Source organism: Paenibacillus sp. GYB003 (assembly GCF_036577625.1).
Classification (GTDB): domain Bacteria; phylum Bacillota; class Bacilli; order Paenibacillales; family NBRC-103111; genus Paenibacillus_AB.
The window spans coordinates 18,577-36,885 of record NZ_JARBDC010000036.1 but is presented as its reverse complement, the minus strand read 5'-3'; the positions used below and the strand labels follow the sequence as shown (position 1 = coordinate 36,885).

General features: G+C 61.6%; 12 protein-coding genes and 1 pseudogene. 8 read left to right on the top strand and 5 right to left on the bottom strand.

Annotated features, from left to right (window positions below; all coding sequences use genetic code 11):
• Positions 1–28: 28 nt before the first annotated feature.
• Positions 29–1,393 (bottom strand): GH39 family glycosyl hydrolase, encoded by a 1,365-nt coding sequence (locus PV407_RS13160; protein WP_332090390.1) that lies wholly within the window; start codon positions 1,391–1,393, stop codon positions 29–31.
• Between the two features lie 91 nt (positions 1,394–1,484).
• Positions 1,485–2,822 carry an ABC transporter substrate-binding protein gene (locus tag PV407_RS13155; protein ID WP_332090389.1) on the bottom strand — a complete coding sequence of 446 codons (1,338 nt, stop codon included), beginning with the start codon at positions 2,820–2,822 and terminating at the stop codon, positions 1,485–1,487.
• A 390-nt stretch (positions 2,823–3,212) separates the two neighbouring features.
• On the opposite strand from PV407_RS13155, the gene PV407_RS13150 reads away from it, so the two are divergent.
• Complete coding sequence (locus PV407_RS13150; RefSeq protein ID WP_332090388.1) at positions 3,213–4,334, top strand: amidohydrolase family protein; 1,122 nt, start codon at positions 3,213–3,215, stop codon at positions 4,332–4,334.
• Positions 4,331–4,684: a Rieske (2Fe-2S) protein gene (locus PV407_RS13145; protein WP_332090387.1), complete on the top strand. Its 354-nt coding sequence runs from the start codon at positions 4,331–4,333 to the stop codon at positions 4,682–4,684. Before PV407_RS13150 ends, PV407_RS13145 begins: the two co-directional genes overlap by 4 nt.
• A 195-nt stretch (positions 4,685–4,879) precedes the next feature.
• Here the strand turns inward: PV407_RS13145 and metG are convergent, their stop codons facing one another.
• The 3 genes from metG to PV407_RS13130 form a co-directional block, all read right to left on the bottom strand.
• The gene (gene metG, locus PV407_RS13140; RefSeq protein WP_332090386.1) at positions 4,880–6,538 is read right to left on the bottom strand and encodes a methionine--tRNA ligase; all 1,659 of its coding nucleotides are present in this window, start codon (positions 6,536–6,538) and stop codon (positions 4,880–4,882) included.
• 435 nt (positions 6,539–6,973) lie between these two features.
• Complete coding sequence (locus PV407_RS13135) at positions 6,974–7,150, bottom strand: hypothetical protein (RefSeq protein WP_332090385.1); 177 nt, start codon at positions 7,148–7,150, stop codon at positions 6,974–6,976.
• Positions 7,151–7,270: 120 nt separating this feature from the next.
• The gene (locus tag PV407_RS13130; protein WP_332090384.1) at positions 7,271–7,828 is read right to left on the bottom strand and encodes a GNAT family N-acetyltransferase; all 558 of its coding nucleotides are present in this window, start codon (positions 7,826–7,828) and stop codon (positions 7,271–7,273) included.
• A gap of 112 nt (positions 7,829–7,940) precedes the next feature.
• On the opposite strand from PV407_RS13130, the pseudogene PV407_RS13125 reads away from it, so the two are divergent.
• The 6 genes and pseudogenes from PV407_RS13125 (at position 7,941) to PV407_RS13100 (ending at position 18,264) form a co-directional block, all read left to right on the top strand.
• Positions 7,941–8,397 (top strand): annotated as a pseudogene (locus tag PV407_RS13125) (ABC transporter ATP-binding protein).
• A 69-nt stretch (positions 8,398–8,466) separates the two neighbouring features.
• Complete coding sequence (locus tag PV407_RS13120; protein ID WP_332090383.1) at positions 8,467–9,336, top strand: AraC family transcriptional regulator; 870 nt, start codon at positions 8,467–8,469, stop codon at positions 9,334–9,336.
• A gap of 103 nt (positions 9,337–9,439) precedes the next feature.
• On the top strand, positions 9,440–10,792 hold the full coding sequence (locus PV407_RS13115; RefSeq protein WP_332090382.1) for an ABC transporter substrate-binding protein: 1,353 nt from the start codon (positions 9,440–9,442) through the stop codon (positions 10,790–10,792).
• A 59-nt stretch (positions 10,793–10,851) separates the two neighbouring features.
• Positions 10,852–12,231, top strand: coding sequence for an alpha-L-fucosidase (locus tag PV407_RS13110; RefSeq protein ID WP_332090381.1), 1,380 nt, complete (start codon positions 10,852–10,854; stop codon positions 12,229–12,231).
• A 228-nt stretch (positions 12,232–12,459) separates the two neighbouring features.
• Positions 12,460–13,449 (top strand): lipoate--protein ligase, encoded by a 990-nt coding sequence (locus tag PV407_RS13105; RefSeq protein ID WP_332090380.1) that lies wholly within the window; start codon positions 12,460–12,462, stop codon positions 13,447–13,449.
• Between the two features lie 744 nt (positions 13,450–14,193).
• Complete coding sequence (locus tag PV407_RS13100; protein WP_332090379.1) at positions 14,194–18,264, top strand: DUF2341 domain-containing protein; 4,071 nt, start codon at positions 14,194–14,196, stop codon at positions 18,262–18,264.
• Positions 18,265–18,309 lie beyond the last annotated feature (45 nt).

Below are 18,309 nucleotides of genomic sequence, written 5' to 3'. Positions count from 1 at the left end.
TAGCGGAACGCCGTTCCGTTATGATCGGCTAGACGCCGATAAGCCGGATCAACAACACCGAATGGGCGGGCAAAAACAGGCGGATTTCGTGCTCCGCCGAGCGAACGCGTTCGCTGCCGACGAGCTGCATCGTATGCTGGTCGTCCAGCCGGTACTGCTCGCAGACATATTCGCGCGCGCCGCCGCCTTCACCGCTGCCCAGCCCGTCGATCCGGATCGCGTAATGGCGGGCCGGACCGGTTACGTTGCTGATCAAGGCGGCCGCTTCGCCGCCGTCGTCCGCCGCGGCCAAGCCGTATACGCCGCCGCTCAGCGACGGATCGACCAGCGCCTCGACGCGGGCGGAATATTCGCACAGCCGCTGGAACGATTCGACGGCGTAGTACGCTTTTTGCGGTACGCCGTAATAATCGAACAATCCGCAAAACAGCGCGGTCGGCTGGCCGTCGTAATAATTGGCGGCGTCGATCGGCAGGTCCTGCAAGCGGATGAGGGCGGCTGCGACGAACGAGGCGCCGATATGGCTTTTCATCCGCTCGAACACGCCGCGGCGGACGAACTCGTTTTCCGGCAGCCAAATCGTTTTGAAATCGCCGTCGAAATAGTTCCATTCGTTCAGATGGCTTTCCGTTTGCGTAAAGCCGTACCGGTCCAGCTCTTGCCGTGCGTACCGCGACTCGTCGACGAACCGCCGCAAGTCCGCCCCGTACACATGCCACGAGAAAAAGTCCAGCGGAACGTCGTGATCCCTGCAGTACGAAAGAAATCCGTTCATGAACGTCTTGACCTTCACCGACGTCGCGCCGTAGCCGCCGACCTTCAGGCTCGGGTCGAACCGCTTGATCGCCTTCGCCGCCACGCCGTACAGCTCGTAAAACTGCTCCCACGTGCCGCCCCACATCAAATTCGTTTTGCCGACCGGTTTATCCGGTTCGTTCCATATTTCCCAGTATTCGATATTGGCATGGAACCCGTTCGCCCAGCCATGGTTGTAATGGCGGATGATGCCGATGCAAATTTGCGCCCATTTGGCGAAATCTTGCGGAGGGTCCACGTAATATTTTTGCTTCGTATGCTCGATGCTGACGCCGAGCCGGTATACGATTTTCGCCCCGGTTTCCAGCACGGTGCGGATATATTCGTCGGTCCGGGAAAAGTCGTAGCTCGCCGGGTCTTCCGGATCTTTGTCGAAATCCGGAAAAATCGTATAAATGTCGACCTCGCGCGCGTTCGGCCAGTTCGGATCGTGCAGCCGGACGAGCGGAATGCCGGCCCTTTTGTAATAATGCGTCACGTCGAGCAGCGAGCCGTAGCAGACGGGGCCGTTGTTGACCCCGTGCAAAGGCCGGACCCGCCCGATTCGGCGATCCGCGTGAATGAGGATGTCTGCCATCGTACAATGTCCTCCGTCGTCTGCGGGAAATCGGGCCGCCCGCATGAATGAGTCGGCCCCCCGCGTTTTGAGCCGTTGCCGGCGCGTACCGTTACTTGGCGGAGCCGATCGCCGCCTCGATGTCTTTATTCGCCTTTTCTTCGCGTTCCCGCAGCGACGTATTCAAGTCTTTCGCGCCGAGAATCACTTCGCGGATCGAGCCCGCCAGCTGACCGACGACCTTGCTGTTGTACTTGTTGTAAACGGCCGGCTCCGCATACTGCTGCGGCACGAGCGCTTTCACGTTTTTGCCCTTCAGGTCGGGGTTTTCCGTCCCGAAGGCGTCGCGGATCGCCTGGTTTTTCAGCACGGTCGGATTGCCGAGCTTGCTTCGCGCCATTTGCACCTCGTCCGTCAAAATTTCGGTCATCGCGAGGAACGCTTCGTCCCTGTGCTTGCTTGTCGCCGAAAGCGCGTAGTAGACGATGTCCGGCTGAGGTCCTACGCCGGGCTTTTCTTTAAACGTCGGGAAGGTGGCGGCGTCCCAGTTGATGTCGAGATTTTGGTACGCTTTCGGAAAGTCGGAATTCATCTGCACGAGCATGGCGAGCGTCTTCTCTTTGGAAAACATGTCGCTTTGTTTGGCGTCGGCCAAATTCGCCGCCGTAGGCTCGTAGCCGGGCATTTGGAAGAGCGGCATCAGCTTGCTGAAATACGCTTTCCACTGATCGTTGTCGATCGTCGCTTTGTACTCTTTCGTAATCATGCTGTGCGACAGCTGGTTCAGCTGCATCGTTTGACCGAGCGCGCGAATGCCGAAGCCGCGGTACTGCACGCCTCCGTCGGTGCGGGTCAGCTTTTTGGCCGTATCGAGCACGTCGTCCCAGGTCCAGCCGTCCTTCGGGTAAGGCACGCCGAACTTGTCGAACAACTCTTTATTGTAAAAAAAGCCGAGCGTATTGACCTTGAACGGCAGTCCCGGCAGCTTGCCTTCGCCGATGCCCCGCAGGACGTTCAAGGCGGCCGGGTCGATCCGGTTCAGGTCGTACTTGTATTTGGCGACGAGGTCGGAAATGTCGCTGTCGAGCTTCAAATCCTTGATCGTCATCATGCTCGGATTGATCGCGATGAACACGTCCACGTCCGTCTTGGAGGCGATAATATCTTCCGGCGTCGTTCCTTTCGTATTTTGAATGAACTTGAAGGAAAAGTTCGGGTACTTTTTCTGGATCAGCTTGCCGTGCTCTTCCATAAAGGCGTCGTAATTCGAGTCCGCGTACATGTAATAAAACGTCAGTTCCACCGGCTCCTTCGTCGCTCCCGGCGTTTGCGCGGAACCGGCGTCTCCGCCCCCGGGCCCGGCTCCTTGATCGGAGCTTTGCCCGCCGCACGCAGCGGTCAGCGCCGTCACGAGGAGCAGGCTTGCCGCGGCTTTCCGTTTGCCAGACATTTCGGATTCCCCCATCGTGAAATAAGTTCGCCATACATAAGCTTAGTATAATTAGGATATGTATTATTGTCTACAATATTACAATTAATGTTTTTGTAAAGGCGCAGCCGAAAACGCCCGGCTGCGCCATAGTTACTTTAATTTACGGACGCAAAACGCTCCGCTGCTCAATATGGGCGTATCGGGCACCTCCCGTATCCGGCCGGTTCGTTCGAAGCGCTGAAGCGGGCGGGCGCGAAGTCGGGCGTCGTTTGGCGGCCGTAAGCCGCTTTTCGTACCTGACAATAATCCAGATTTGCGATGACAAACCTCCATTCCTTCTTGCTCCTCCCGCACCTATAATCGAATTGCGTCCTAACATTTCGGACGCGATCGAAGGGAGAGATACCGATGGGAACACCGCCGAAATGGATCGATACCGACGTGCATAACGCGATCAAGCATCCTAAAGATTTGCTCCCGTATTTGCCGAAGGCATGGCACGGCCAATGGCTCGGGCAAGGGATCGGCGTCGACAGCCCTTATTATTCGCCGATCGGCGTCATGCGCAAAGACGCCAAAACGCCGGAAGGCGGGGCGCCGGGAAGCGATCCGCATTATTTGCTGAAGCACCATATGGATAAATACGGGATCGACTACGCGATCTTGACGGGCTCGGGCGTGCTCGGCATATCGCTCCATGTCGACCCCGATTACGCCAACGCCGTCGTTTCCGCCTATAACGACTGGCTGGTCGAGCATTGGCTCCGCGTCAGTCCCCGCTTCAAAGGCTCGATCCTGATCAACGCCTCCGACCCGCATTATGCGGCGAAAGAAATCGACCGGATGGGAAGCCGCCCCGACATGGTGCAGGTCATTATGGCGAGCGGCGCCCGCATGCCGTACGGCCAGCGGTTTTATCGTCCGATCTACGAGGCGTGCGAGCGAAACGGGCTGCCGATCGCGGTACATCCCGGCACGGAAGGACGGGGCACCGCGGGAGCGCCGACGCCTTCGGGCTATCCGACCCGGTATTTGGAATGGCACAACATTTTGCCGGCCAATTATATGGCGCACGTCAACAGCCTCGTCTGCGAAGGGGTGTTCGAGAAATTTCCGAATCTCGTCTTCGTGGCGATCGAAGGCGGCATCGGCTGGCTGCCGCACCTGATGTGGCGGATGGACAAAAACTACAAGGCGCTTCGCGACACGGTTCCGTGGCTGAAGCGGCTGCCTTCGGAGTATATCAGGAAGCATATCCGGCTGACGACGCAGCCGATCGAGGAGCCGGAACGCCCGGAGCAGCTCGTGCAGCTGTTCGAAATGTGCGACGCCGAAAACATCGTCATGTTTTCGACCGATTACCCGCACTGGGACTTCGACAACCCGAACGTCGCGCTGAACGCGCTGCCGAAGACGATGCGGCAAAACATTATGGCGGGCAACGCGAGCAAGCTGTACGGGCTGTACGAAGCGCCCGAGGCGGAAGAGCCGCAGGAGGCGTCCGGGGAAACGGGGGACGGCGCGCGATGAAGCGATATTTTGCGGCCAAAGTCGAGGACGTGAAGGCGAACGGACGGGCGATCGTCGTCGTGAAAGGGATGGAGGTCGGCATTTTCCACGTCGGCGGACAGTTTTACGCGTGGCGCAACGTATGTCCGCACGCGGCCGCTCCGGTGTGCGAAGGTCCGGTATGCGGTACGCGGCTGCCTTCGCGCGTGTACGAGTACGAATACGGCAAAGATCGGGAAATCGTCCGCTGCCCTTGGCACGGCTGGGAATTCGATCTGCGGGACGGCCGGCATTTGGCGGACAGCGGCGCGAAGCTGCGCGGCTTTCCGGTCGAAGTCGACGGAAGCGATCTGTTTTTGCTGCTGCAATAAACGTAAGCCTGAAGAAGAGGGAGCGGAACGCAGGAAAACCTGCAGAGCGGACCTAAATCCGCCTGGTCGAGGCGAAACGGCTGCAATGCCGGCAGCCTGGGCGATAGCGGAACGGTATTAATGAGATTCCGCTATCGGCGGGCCGCCCGCTCCCGCTTCGCGCCGCCGCTCCCGCACCGCGCCGCCCGCCGCCGCTCAATCGGCTCCGCGCACGCTTTCCTCGAGCCGCCGCTCCTCCTCCTCGATCCGCTTCGGATCGATCCGCTCGAACAGCAGCTCGAGCCGCTGCACCTCCCGCCCCGGCGGAACGGCGGCGAACCGCCACGCCGGCTTGCCCAGCCGGAGAAAGCCGGCGATCTTCGCGCACGAAAACGGCACGAACGGTTCGAGCACATTCGCCAGGTTGGCGATGATTTGCACGCACACGAACAGCGTCTGCTCGCAATCGGCGCGGACGTCCTTGAACGTCGCCCACGGCTTGCGCTCGTCGAAAAATTTGTTCGCCCGGCGAACGTGCGCGAAAACGAGCTCCAGCGCCTCCTTCAGGCGCCCGTCCTCGATCAGCCGCCCGGCCAGGCCGTACAGCTCCCGCAGCGCGCTATCCCAGTTTTCGCCGTCCTGGTCCAAGCTTCCGCGCGGCACTTTGCCTTCGAACGATTTTACGATAAACGCGAGCGTCCGGTTGACGAAGTTGCCGTAAGCGCCGAGCAGCTCGCCGTTATGGCTGTGAATGAACTCCCTCCACGAAAAATCGGTATCGCGCTTCTCGGGGCCGTTCGCGATCAAAAAATAACGGATCGAATCCGGATCGTACCGGTCGAGCAAATCGGGCACCCAGACGGCCCAGTTGCGGCTCGTCGAAAATTTTTGCCCTTCCAGCGTCATATATTCGCACGACACGATCCGGTCCGGCAGCCGGAGACCGCCGACGCCGAGCAGCAGGGCGGGCCATACGAGCGAATGGAACGGCACGTTGTCTTTGCCGTGCACGTAGTAGGCGGCAGCGTCGTCCGCCTCGGGCGACCAGAACGGCTCCCAGCGTCCGCCGGTTTCCTCGGCCCATTGCTTGCTGGCGGACAAGTAGCCCGCGACCGCTTCGATCCAAACGTATATTTTTTTCCCTTCGAAGCCTTCGACCGGCACGTCGACGCCCCAAGTCAAATCCCGGGTCGCGGCCCGGTCGCGCAGCCCTTCCTCCAAGTAGCGGCGCGTCAAATGAACGGCGTTTTCCCTCCAGCCGGCGGACTTCCGCGCATAGTCGGCCAGTTCCTCCTGAAACCGGGACAAAGCGAAAACGAAATGCTCGGTCGGGCGCTCCACGGGGGCGCTGCCGCACAGCTTGCACGTCCGGTCCGTCAGATCGGCGGGATCGAGCAGCGTCGAGCAGTAGTCGCACTGGTCCCCGCGCGCCCGGCTGCCGCAAACCGGACAGGTGCCCTCCACGTACCGGTCGGGCAAAAACCGGCGATCCGTTTCGCAGTACGTTTGCAGCACCGTCTGTTTGTACAGCATGCCGTTTTCGAGCAGCTTCGAAAACAGCTCCTGCACGACTTGATGATGAAACGGCTGGTCGGTCCGGGTATACAAATCGTACGAAAAGCCGAGCCGCCGGAAGCAATCGGCGAATTCCCGGTGATACCGGTCCGCGATCCGGCCCGGGTGCACGCCTTCCTGCGACGCCTGCACCGCGACCGGCGTGCCGTGGCAGTCGCTGCCCGACACGTACAGCACGTCGTCCCCCTTGGCGCGGAAATAGCGGGCCAGCACGTCTCCGGGAAGCAGACTGGCGAGCCGTCCCAAATGCAGCGAGCCGTTCGCGTACGGCCAAGCGCCGCCGATGAAAATCGATGTCATCGAAACCATCCTCCTTTTTAGTAGGCAAACAAAAAAAGCTCCCGTCCCCGACAAAAGGGACGGAAGCTGACGCTCACGTGGTACCACCCGGTTTCGCAAACGCCTCGCGGCGTTCGCCTCTGCGGGAACAGATCGCCGCGAAAGCGGGACGTTCCCGTGCGACGACCTGCATTCGCCGCGCCGCGGGTAACGGGAGCGGAAATCCCGGCGCAGTCTACTGCCGAACGAGGGTTCGATGCGCGGCTCGGAGACCATCTTCACGGGGCGGCTTTGCTCCTTTTTCAGCAAACGGAGCTCTCTGGGAAAGCGGGGCCTCGGTACTCCTTCTCTTCTTCGCCGTTCTACGTCATGCGATTAGTGGAATCTTACCAAAAAAGGCTCGGGAAATCAACGGCGAATTCGGAATATTCAGACCGATCGCGCGAATGAACGCCTTCAATCGGTTTCGTCCTCGTCTCCGTCGTCATCGTAAAGCTCCTTCTCGATATTGTCCATGATCGCCTCGACGGCGTCGCTGATCGAATCGGTGGCGCCTATATTTTCCTGATCGGGCGGCGTCGGAATGCCCGCCGTTTCGAAAGACGTTTGATCGGCAATGCGTTTGTCGGCCATGTCGGAAAAGCTCCCTTCGGTGCATCAGTTTCCCGTTAGCGTTTCCGCCGGCTTGTTGATTTATTCCAGCGGCGCCGGACCGCGTCGTCCGGCCGGTCGTGGAAGCGGCCGTCCTTCCTTTTACGGCTTCGGCCTGCGGTACGCTTTCTCGTGAAAGCGGGTAATCGCGCGAAACAGCGCCTTTCCGTCGTCCGGCAAAGGATCGCGCGGATCGAAGCTCAGCGCCATCGCCCGGTACGGCTCGGGCACCCAGATGTACCGGTGCGTATAGTCGGTCGGGCGAAACCCGGCGCTTTCCCAGAAGCGGATGCGGCGGACGTTTTCCGGCGTCGGCTCGGCTTCGACCTCGACGATGACGCCTTTGCAGCCCGGCAGATGCCGCGCCCCGCCGATCAACAGGTTCAAAAACCGGCTGCCGTACCGTTTGCCCCGATACTCCCGCCGCACCGCCAAATAGTCGACGAGCATCGCGCCGATACGTTCGTCCGTGCCGGTAAGAGCCATGGCGATCGCCGCCTCGCCCTCCTTCGCCACGTGCAGCCGGCACATGCGCCGCTCGAACATGCGGCGAACGATGTCGGCCGTTTTCCGGCCGCGCTCCGCGAACGCTTCGTCGTAGATCGGTTCCGCCTGCCGCCATAAGGTTTCGTTCCAGACGTCGGTCGTTTCGTACTCCATCTGCATGACCTCCGGCTCCATCTTACCAGATCGCGCCGTACAAAACAGCTTCGCCCCGGTGAACGAAACGAGCCGGAAGCGAATAAGCTGTACGAACGAGGGGGGATCGCGGATGAGCTTGATTCGGATGGAAAACGTCGGCAAGGCGTACGCGCTCGGCGGCGAAACGGTTCATGCGCTCGACGGCGTTTCGCTCGAAATTCGGCAGGGCGAATTCGTGGCGATCATCGGGCCGTCCGGCTCCGGCAAATCGACGCTCATGAACGTGATCGGCTGCCTGGACGAGCCGCCGCAACCATCGCCCGGCGCAGCTGTCGGGCGGGCAGCAGCAGCGCGTCGCCATCGCCCGGGCGCTGGCGGGCGATCCGCCGATTTTGCTCGCCGACGAGCCTACCGGCTCGCTGGATACGGCTGCCGGAGCGGAGCTGCTCCAACTGCTGAAACGGCTCAACGAGCGCGGCCGGACGATCGTTCTCATCACCCACGATATGGCGGTCGCACGGCAGGCGCAGCGCATCGTGCCGATCCGGGACGGGCAAATTCGCGAGCCGTTCGCCTGTTCGACCTAGCTCCTCTATTCCAAATACGGCAGCCTATGGACTATAATTAGGGCGACTATCGGGCCGAGGTGAACGCTAGTGAAATGTTTGGAGCTGCCGATCCCCGCGCTGCCGCAGCTTGTCATGGCCGGTCATACGGTATGGCCGCCTGGGACGAAGCATTTCGAGCGGCGGTTCGACGTGTACGACGTCGTCTTCGTCAAGTCGGGGACGCTGTACATGACGGAGGAAGGGACGCCGTACGAAGTGAAGGCCGGCGAAGTGCTCGTGCTGGAGCCGGGCTTGCTGCATGTCGGCCATAAAGCGTCCGGGGAGCCGACCGAAATGTATTGGTTCCATTTCGTCCACGGCGCCCCGGCGCGCGTCGTCGACAGCCGGGACATTCCGTGGAAGACGGTGCTGCAGCCGGGGACAAGCCTGGACGTGGCGCCCCCGAAGCACGCGATGATTTTGCCGAAGCACGCCCCGGCCGACTTCAAGCTGTTCGAGCCGCTGCTGGCGCGTCTCGTCGAGCTGCAGCACATGCTTACGCTCGAGCATTCGCTCGACATTCATGCCGCGGCGATCCGCATTTTTTCCCTGCTGCAGCATTCGGCAAGCCGCCGGTTACCTCCGCAGACGCGGGCCGTTTCCGAGAAAGCGATCGACTATTTGAAGCGGACGATGCGGGAGCCGTTTCAAGCGAAACAGTTGGAACGGGAGCTGCATTTCGACTACGACTACATATCGCGCTGCTTCAAAGCCTATACCGGCATGACGCCGGCGAAATACGTCCGGCACCTGCGCATCGAAGAAGCGAAAACGCTGCTGCACCGCACCGATCTGCCGCTGGCCGACATCGGAGAACGGGTCGGCATACGCGACGTCAACTATTTGGTCCGGCTGTTCAAGGAAATGACGGGGACGACCCCGATTCGCTATCGGCTGGCCGGCAGAGGCTACGTGTAGCAAAGAAGTCGACATGGTGCTATGGCAGGTCGGTTTGGCCCGTAGGAACGGCGCCGCGGATGCGCTACCTTTATAGGGAAAGCGATATAAAGGGGGAATCCGAATGAAAGCGCTATACCGAAAAACTGGTGCTATGGCGACTTTGATCGCCCTTGCGGCGACGGCCGGGTGCGGCGGAGGTGCCGGCGGAAACGCGGCCGGGGGGACGGCCAAGGACGGGGGCGCCAAACAAGCGGAAACGGCGGGCGTCGATATGAGCAAGCCGGTGACGCTGCGGTTTTGGGCGAATCCCGGCAAAGCGATATTCGACCAGGAGGTCGGGAACCGGATCAAGCAGAAATACCCGAACGTGACGATCGAATTGATGGATCCGGGCAAAAAATCGCTGCAGGACAGCCTGACCGAGCTCGTTACGGCGGGAACGGCGCCGGACTTGATCTGGCTGCCGAACGCGGCCGCCGTACAGACGGTCAAAAAGCTCGGCCTCGCCTACGACATGAACGAGCAGATCCGAAAGCGCAAGCTCGATTTGACGCGTTTCGACGCGGCGCTGCTCGAAAACGTGAAAAACCAGGGCGCGGGCGGCGAAATGTACGCGCTGCCGTGGCAGTCCGGACCGGCGGCGATGTTTTACAACAAGGACATTTTCGACAAGTTCGGCGTCGCCTACCCGAAGGACGGCATGACGTGGCCGGAAGCGCTCGAGCTCGGTAAAACGCTTACCCGGATGGACGGCATCCAGTACAGAGGGTTCGACCCGGGCTTGTACAACCATTTTCAAGAGGAATACGGCATCTCGGCTTACGACGCGAAGACGGGACAGGCCGCTTTTACGACGAATCCGAAATGGAAGACGATACTCGAATTTTTGCAGCAGGCGTACCAAATTCCCGGCAACTATCCGGCCGAAAAAACGATCGGGCAGGACCGGAGCGGCTTCATGAAGGACAAAAACGTGGCGATGCTGCCGTGGGCCGCCTATTTCCAGCCGTTTCTCGAGGCGCGCAAGGAAGGTCTCAACTTCGACATCGTCTCGCTGCCGACTTGGCCGGACGCGAAAGGGCAAGGGAGCGCCAGCGTGGGCGCGTCGCTCGCGATTGCGGGGACGAGCAAGCACAAGGAAGAGGCGTTCGAAATTGTGAGCTTTCTCGTATCCGACGAAGTGGAGACGGCCAACAGCCGCATCGGCTTCGCCCCTGCGATCAACTTGCCGAGCGCGAAGGAGCAGTTCGGCAAAGAGCTGGCCGGCATGGAGAGCATCCGCGTGTCGTCGGTCTTCTACAACAAAATTACGCCGCTGCCGATCGTCGACCCGCTGCTCGAATCGGTTGCGCAAAAGCCGTTTTTCGGCGAAGCGATCCAGGCGGTCGGCAAAGGGCGGAAGGACGTAAATACGGCGCTCCGGGAGGCGCAGGAGGCGGCGAACAAGGCGATCGCCGAAGAGAAGCAAAAATAAAAGCGGAGCCGGCGGGAAGCCGGCCCGGTCTTCGGAGAAGGCGAAAGGCGGAGGCGTGGATGAGTTCGAGCAGAAAGTCCGTACCGGCCTGCTGGGAATGGTTTACGGAAGGCCGTTACGGCGCGTTCATACATTGGGGACCTTATGCCGAATACGGCCGGGGCGAGCAGGTTTTGTTCAGGGAGCATATGGATCCGAAAGCGTACGAGGAGCGGGCCTGCCGGTGGAATCCGCAGCGGTTCGATCCGCAGCGGTGGGCGCACGTCATACGAAAGGCCGGCATGAAATACGCCTGCTTCACGACGCGCCATCACGACGGATACTGCTTGTGGGATACGCGATATACCGACTATTCGAGCGCCCGGCAGGCGCCCGGGCGCGATTTCGTGCGGGAATTCGCGGACGCGTTCCGCGCGGAAGGGCTGCGCGTCGGCCTGTATTATTCGTGGGCGGACTGGCGCATCCCGGCGTTTTTCGACGGGCCGGACAAAGACCCGGACGGCTGGGAGGCGATGCGCCGGTACATGCACGGACAGGTCGAGGAGCTGCTGACGAATTACGGGCGGATCGACCACTTTTTTTTCGACGGGGCGTGGCCGCGCAGCCATGCCGAGCTCGGCAGCTCCGAGCTGCTGCGCCGGATGCGCGAGCTGCAGCCGCATCTTTTGATCAATAACCGGCTCGGCGCGGCCGGTCCCGGACAGGCGGACCATGCCGACGGCGGGCAGGGGGCCGGGGAGCGGGCCGATATGGGAGACTTCGGCACGCCCGAGCATCGCATCGTCGCCGATCCGAACCGGCTGTGGGAATCGTGCCAGGTGACGACGTGGAGGCTGTGGGGTTACGCGAGGGGCGAGCGGTGGCGGCCGGCCGACGTCTGGCTCGACATGCTGTGCGAATGCGCGGAGACGGGCGGCGGAGGGGGCGGCAATTTGCTGCTGAACGTCGGACCGCAGCCCGACGGCGAGCTTCCCCCGGAATTCGTCGAGCGGGCGCTCGAGGTCGGCCGCTGGCTGGACGTGCACGGCGAAGCCGTCTTCGGCACGGACGGCGGCGCCTTGACCGATTTCGTCACCCGCGGCAGGCAGACGACGAAAGGGAACTGTCTCTATTTGATCATCCGGTTTTGGGACGGCGAGCCGGAGCTGCGGCTTGCCGACCTGACGTCCCCGGTGCTCGGCGTCACGCTGCTGACGACGGGCCAGCGGCTTCCGTTCGAGAAGCGGGGCGACGACCTGATCATTCGCGGCTTGCCGGCGGAACGGCCGACCCGGCTGTTCCCGGTCATCAAGGTCGAGTGCGACGGCAAGCCGGAGACGAACGCCTGGGGCAGGCAGCGGCTTTGGGCGGGCGATCCGGCCCGGATCGCCGATTGGGCGCGGACGCGGGGCACGTCCGTATACGCGGGCGGCGGTCGCGAGCGCGGCGCCGGGCATTGATCGGCAAGCGCGCGCCGCACGCCGCACGCCGCATGGCGTATGGCGCATGGCCGCAAGGCCGCAGAGGGCTGCATATCCCGCCCGCCCGGCGCTGTGCGGCTGCCCGAGCTTTTTCCCGCGATCCGGCTCCGTCCCTCCGAGTGGAACATCTCGCTCCGTTAAGGTATAGTGGTGTTGACGGCCGTCCCCGGACGGTCCGATCCGTTAGCGGAACAAGGAGACGACGCCATGCTGTTCATCGACAACCGCGGCATTACCGATCCGACGCTCAATTTGGCGTTGGAGGAATATGCGCTGAAACATTTTCCGGCGGACGAGGACTATTTGCTGTTCTACATCAACGAGCCTTCGATCATTATCGGCAAAAACCAAAATACGGTCGAAGAGATCAACGCCGCCTACGTGAAGGAAAACGGCATCCATGTCGTGCGACGCCTGTCCGGCGGAGGCGCGGTATACCACGATCTCGGCAACCTCAATTTCAGCTTCATCACGAACGACGACGGCAAGTCGTTCCACAATTACCGCAAATTTACCGAGCCGGTCGTCCGGGCGCTGCAAAAGCTCGGCGTCGAGGCGGAGCTGACCGGACGCAACGACATTCAGGTCGGCAAGCGGAAAATTTCCGGCAACGCGCAATATTCGACGAAGGGCCGCATGTTCAGCCACGGCACGCTCATGTTCGACTCGGAGCTGGAAAACGTCGTATCGGCGCTGAACGTGAGCGAGGAAAAAATTCGCTCGAAGGGCGTCAAGTCGATCCGCAGCCGCGTCGCGAACATTTCCGAATTTTTGGGCGAGCCGATTACGATCGGGCAGTTTCGCGCCGCGCTGCTCGATTCGATCTTCGGGGGTGCGGACGTTCCCGAATACAGGCTGACCGAGGCGGATTGGGAAGCGGTGCGCAAGCTGGCGGACGAGCGGTACCGGAGCTGGGATTGGAATTACGGCAAATCGCCTTCGTTCAACGTCCGCAAGACGAAGCGGATCGAAGGCGTCGGCACGTTCGACGTCCGGCTCAACGTCGAAGGCGGCAAAATCGCGGAGGCGGCCGTATACGGCGACTTTTTCGGCGTCGGCGACGCGGGCGAATTCGCGCGCAGGCTGGTCGGAGCGAAGTATGACGAAGCGGAAGTGAGCGGGCTGCTGGAGGGCGTCGATTTGTCGCATTACTTCGGCCGGATTACGAAGGAGCAGTGGCTCGAGCTGATGTTTTGACACGGCAGGCAAAATCGCGACCCCCGTCTCGCAGGGCGGGGGGGTTCGGCATGGCCGCGGAAACGAGGCGGAAGCGGATTCGGTTTTTGCGGGACTGCGCCGATGCCGGCGAAACGTACAGCCGTTATTCGCGATAAAATGCCAAGAAGTCCCGCGCAACGAACCGAGCCGAACGCGCGTTGTGCCGAATAACGCTTCCGGTTGGTCGCTGCCTCGCCCGCTTCGGATCGCTGGAGGCAGGGGGCCGGGGGCATGTTGTCTTGCCGAAACGCGCCGCCGTATGCTACAATCATACAAGCTCGTCATCGACAGACAGCGTTGTATCGGCTAACCGGAAAGCGGGAGGCCGTTGTTTTGCAACCAATATGTAAGCGGATACATTTTGACGAAACGTTCCGCCCGCACCCGCACCCGCACCCGCACTCGCACTCGCACTCGCACCTGCATCCGTATCCGTATCCGCATCGCAAAGCGATCGATCGTTCCGCGTTCCCGCCGTCAGCCGGTAAGAGCCGACGGACGGCTGCTGGAATAATGTTCGCAGAAAGGAGCTGTCGCAAAGTGGTCATACCATAATATACATAAGGCACTGCCGTTCGCAGCGGTTCCGGTCGGCTGCAACGTTCGGCGCATTTTGGGTCGAACGGTACGTTTCCCGATACGGGGAGCCGCCCGTCGAGGAATACGGAGGATTGCTTCAACGGTGACTGTTTCGATCATTTTATTTTTCGAGGAGGACATGTGATGCACTCATTGCGAAAAGCTTGGACCTTTCTTTTAACCGTCGTCATGACGCTCACGTCGTCGATCGCGGTTTCGGCGGCATCGCCCGTCGGCGCGTCGGCGCCGATTCCGGGCGGCGTGTCCGGCTCCGGCGCATTGGCGACGGTCGCCGGATACGTTTACGGCGATCGCGATCCGGCGAAAGGCGCGCTCGCTTCGTTCGGGGCGACCGGCCCGTTCGCCCTCGACAGCGGGTTGAACAGCATCGGCGCCGATCTCGGAAGCGCGAAGACGTTCAATGCGATCGAGCTGCGAGCCGGCTCTTCGGCCGCGAACCGCGTGGAGAAGGGCGACCTGTCGCTGTACGTGAGCGCCGACAACGTCTCGTACGAGAAAGTGCGGGATTGGGATTTTTTGAAGCTGGACGGTACGGTCGTGCTGTACAATTTCGAGCGGACGGCGCGATACGTGAAGGTGCACAATCATTTTGACGACAACGCCGCCGAATTCGCCGCGGCCAACGCGCAGGACATGATCGCCGTCTACAGCATGCCTCCGGGACGATGGACGGCGGGCGGAGGAGGCGACTGGCCGTACCGCAAATCGGTCGCCGTATCGAACCCGAACGGCGAAACGATTTACGACCGGGCCGTTTACGTGGGCAAAAACGCGCTCGGCGTGCAATCGCTCATCGCGGCCGGCCATTTGCAGGCCGATTTCCGCGACGTCCGGTTCGCGGACGAGGGCAGCAAGGAGCTGCCGTTTTTCATGGACGACGGCGGGTTTTTCGTCCGCATACCCGAGATGCAGCCAAACGCCGTCCGAACGATACATATGTACTACGGCAATCCGCAGGCCGTCTTCGTCGGCGCCGGCCAGGAGGCGCTGCAGGTCGAATACGGCAATAAAACGTTGACGGCGCAAGGCGGAGGCGGCTTCGGCGGCAATATCAAGCCCGTGCGGCTGAAGGACGGCACGCTTATGCTGATGGCGCAGACGGACAAGACGCGGGGTATTTACGCCAAATATTCGTTCGACGGCGGCAAAACGTGGACGGCGGCGGAGCCGCTCATTTCGCCGGGCGGCCGGGCGGGCGTGTCGCTCGACAGTCCGGGCGGCGCGTACGTCGACCCGGATACGGGGGCCGTCTATGTCGTCTTTTATTCCTACTACTACTTCGGCGTTTGGGACGGCGTCCACAGCTGCCTCGATTCGAGCGTTTGCCGCTCCGATCTGTATGCGGTCAAATCGACGGGCTTTCACGGCCGCAAGCCGACGTTCGGCACCCCGGTCCTCATGTCGGGGATGGTATCCTCGCTCGGCCATCCGGTCAATTACGCGGTGACGTACGCCAATCCGATCCGGCTGAGCACGGGCCGTCTCGTCGCCTCGTTCGGCTTCGTCATCGGCAACGACGGCACGTTCGCGGCAAGCGTCGCCTACTCGGACGACGACGGGCTGACATGGACGAAAAGCGCCTCCGATATGACGATTCCGGCAAGCGGCGGGGAAGGCGGCGTATCGGAGACGGCGATCGTCGAGCTGGCCGACGGCACGCTTCGCATATACGCCCGCCAGCAGCGGGGGGACAAGACGCATTTGGGCTTGTCGATCTCGACCGATCATGGCGCGACCTGGTCGCCGATGGAGGACAGCGACATTTTAAGCTCCAACACGTTCCCGGCGCTCAGCCGCGGTGCGGACGGATCGATTCTGCTCAACTGGTCGGGCCACAACGCGATGGGCGCGAACAGCTACCAGCGCAACAACTTGACCGTCGCCTACAGCGACGACGAAACGTCGACGTGGCACGGATACCGGGACGTTTTCGGCCGGACGCGGCTTTCCGTGCCGGGCTGGTATTCAAGCGCCGAGCGCATACAGGCGGTCGAATCGGACAAAGTTCCCGCCGGGGACGACGGCTACTTGTTCTCCTGGTCGGGAGGAACGATGATCGGCTCGCTGCTGGTGGAAGACTTTTACCGGTATTTGCGCCGCAGCCACGGAGCGCTCGACGATTTCGAGTATGAGAAAAACGCCGCCGCCCCGGACAACGGCAGCCGTTTGGCGAACGATTACTGGTGGAAAACGACGGGCTCGGGCGTCGTGTCGACGAGCTCCGATCGGGCGAAGCGGGGCCAACGCTCTTTGCGCATATTCGACCATGCGGCCAATATTATGCCGACCGCCGCGTCCAGGCTGTTTCCCGCCGTCCGCAAAGGGAGCGTCCGATTGTCCGTTTACGGGACCAGCTTCGCGAACGGGCTCGGCCTCTCGCTGCAGGAAGGCTTTTCGCAGCACCCGAATGCGGCCGGGACCGCCTTCCTGCTTCAGGCGGCGCCGGACGGCACGCTTTCGTATTCGAGCTCGCAGGTGCCGTATAACCGAAGGATCGGTTATTTGAACGACGATACGAATCCGTCCGCCGGCAATTTGGGAAGCTTCGGGTTCACCGGCTCGTTCGCCCTCGATTACCAAAACCGCAGCATCGGTATGGACTTCGGCCGCGTCGAGTCGATCCGGGAAATCAAGCTGTACGACAACAACGCGTCGAGCCGGCTCGGCCAATCGAACTTGTCCGTTTACGTCAGCGAGACGAACGCCGGCGATTGGCGGCCGGTGACGGGCTGGACGTTCAACAAAACGAACGGCGTCATTACGATCGGCGGCTTGTCGGCCCAGGCGAGATTCGTCAAGGTGCACCAAAATTTCGGCGATACCGCCTTTACGTTCGTCAACGGGCTGCAGGATATGATGGAGGTCAAGACGGGCGAGCCGTCGCGGCTCGTCGGCTTTTTGACGGACGATACGAATCCGGCCGCCGGCAATTTGGGCAATCTGGGGTACGCCGGCGGGTTCGCCTTCGATTATAAAAACCGCAGCGTCGGCGTCGATCTCGGCAGCGTCGAGACGATCCAGGAAATCAAGCTTTGGGACAACGACGGCGCGAACCGGTTGTCGGCCGGCGACTTATCCGTTTACGTCAGCGATACGAACAACGGCGATTGGACGCAGGTGACGGGCTGGACGTTTGCAAAGTCGAACGGCAACATGACGCTCGGCGGCATGTCGGTTCGGGCGAGATTCGTCAAAGTGCATCAGGCGTACGCCGATACGAGCTTCACGTTCGTCAACGAGACGAATGAGACGATTACGGTGCAGACAGCGGAACGGACGCAGAAGATCGGGTATTTGACGGGCGACGCGAACCCGCTCGCCGGCAATTTGGGCCAGTTCGGCTATTCGGGGCCGCTCGCGTTCGACTACCAAACCCGGAGCGTCGGCGTTGACCTCGGACGCAAGGAGACGATCCGCGAAATATCTTTGCGGGACGTCGACGACACGACCCGGCTGACGGCCGGCGACTTGTCCGTGTACGTCAGCGATACGAACAACGGCGACTGGGTCGCCGTAAACGGCTGGACGTTCCAGAAAGCGAACCGGACGATTACGCTCGGCGGGCTGTCCGTCGATGCGCGCTACGTCAAAGTCCGTCAATCGTACGCGGACAACGGGTATACGTTCGTCAACGAAACGAAGGACATCCTGTCCGTCAAAACGGCGCCGTTAGCGGACGGCGGAGCCCGCCCGCTGCCGATTCCCGCGGCTTTGCCGCTTGGCGTCTGGAACGAAATCAAGCTCGATTTCGATTTGGCGGCCGCTACGGCCGACGTGTACGTGAACGGCGCGCACAAGGGACAAATTCCGGCCGCGCATCCGGGGCCGGTCGTCACGCATCTGCTGCTCGCAACCGGGGCGGGAGCCGGTACGGACGTCTACATCGACGACTTCATGATGCAGGACGAATCGGTCCGGCTTCCCGAAGCCGGGCCGGTCGGCGAGGAGCAGAGCGCCGTCGATTTCGACGGCCTCATCCGGGCGACCGAGCGCGCCTTGACCGGACCGGGCGCCCACGGCATCGCCAATGCGCTGACGGTCAAGCTGAGACACGCGGAGCAGGCCGAGAGAGAGGGGAAGCCGCTCGTCAAGCTCGCCTCGATCCGCGCTTTTACGGAGCAGGTGAGGGCGCTCGCGGCCGAGGGTAAAATCGACAGGCCGGACTACTTGATCCGGCTGGCCGAGCGGCTGTAAAGCGTCCGGGGATCCGATAAGGATACGGAAGCTTCACTTTAATAC

Coding starts and splice junctions, on each gene's coding strand:
- PV407_RS13160 (WP_332090390.1), bottom strand. CDS start 1,393: ATGGCAGACATCCTCATTCACGCGGATCGCCGAATCGGGCGGGTCCGG.
- PV407_RS13155 (WP_332090389.1), bottom strand. CDS start 2,822: ATGTCTGGCAAACGGAAAGCCGCGGCAAGCCTGCTCCTCGTGACGGCG.
- PV407_RS13150 (WP_332090388.1), top strand. CDS start 3,213: ATGGGAACACCGCCGAAATGGATCGATACCGACGTGCATAACGCGATC.
- PV407_RS13145 (WP_332090387.1), top strand. CDS start 4,331: ATGAAGCGATATTTTGCGGCCAAAGTCGAGGACGTGAAGGCGAACGGA.
- metG (WP_332090386.1), bottom strand. CDS start 6,538: ATGACATCGATTTTCATCGGCGGCGCTTGGCCGTACGCGAACGGCTCG.
- PV407_RS13135 (WP_332090385.1), bottom strand. CDS start 7,150: ATGGCCGACAAACGCATTGCCGATCAAACGTCTTTCGAAACGGCGGGC.
- PV407_RS13130 (WP_332090384.1), bottom strand. CDS start 7,828: ATGGAGTACGAAACGACCGACGTCTGGAACGAAACCTTATGGCGGCAG.
- PV407_RS13115 (WP_332090382.1), top strand. CDS start 9,440: ATGAAAGCGCTATACCGAAAAACTGGTGCTATGGCGACTTTGATCGCC.
- PV407_RS13110 (WP_332090381.1), top strand. CDS start 10,852: ATGAGTTCGAGCAGAAAGTCCGTACCGGCCTGCTGGGAATGGTTTACG.
- PV407_RS13105 (WP_332090380.1), top strand. CDS start 12,460: ATGCTGTTCATCGACAACCGCGGCATTACCGATCCGACGCTCAATTTG.
- PV407_RS13100 (WP_332090379.1), top strand. CDS start 14,194: ATGCACTCATTGCGAAAAGCTTGGACCTTTCTTTTAACCGTCGTCATG.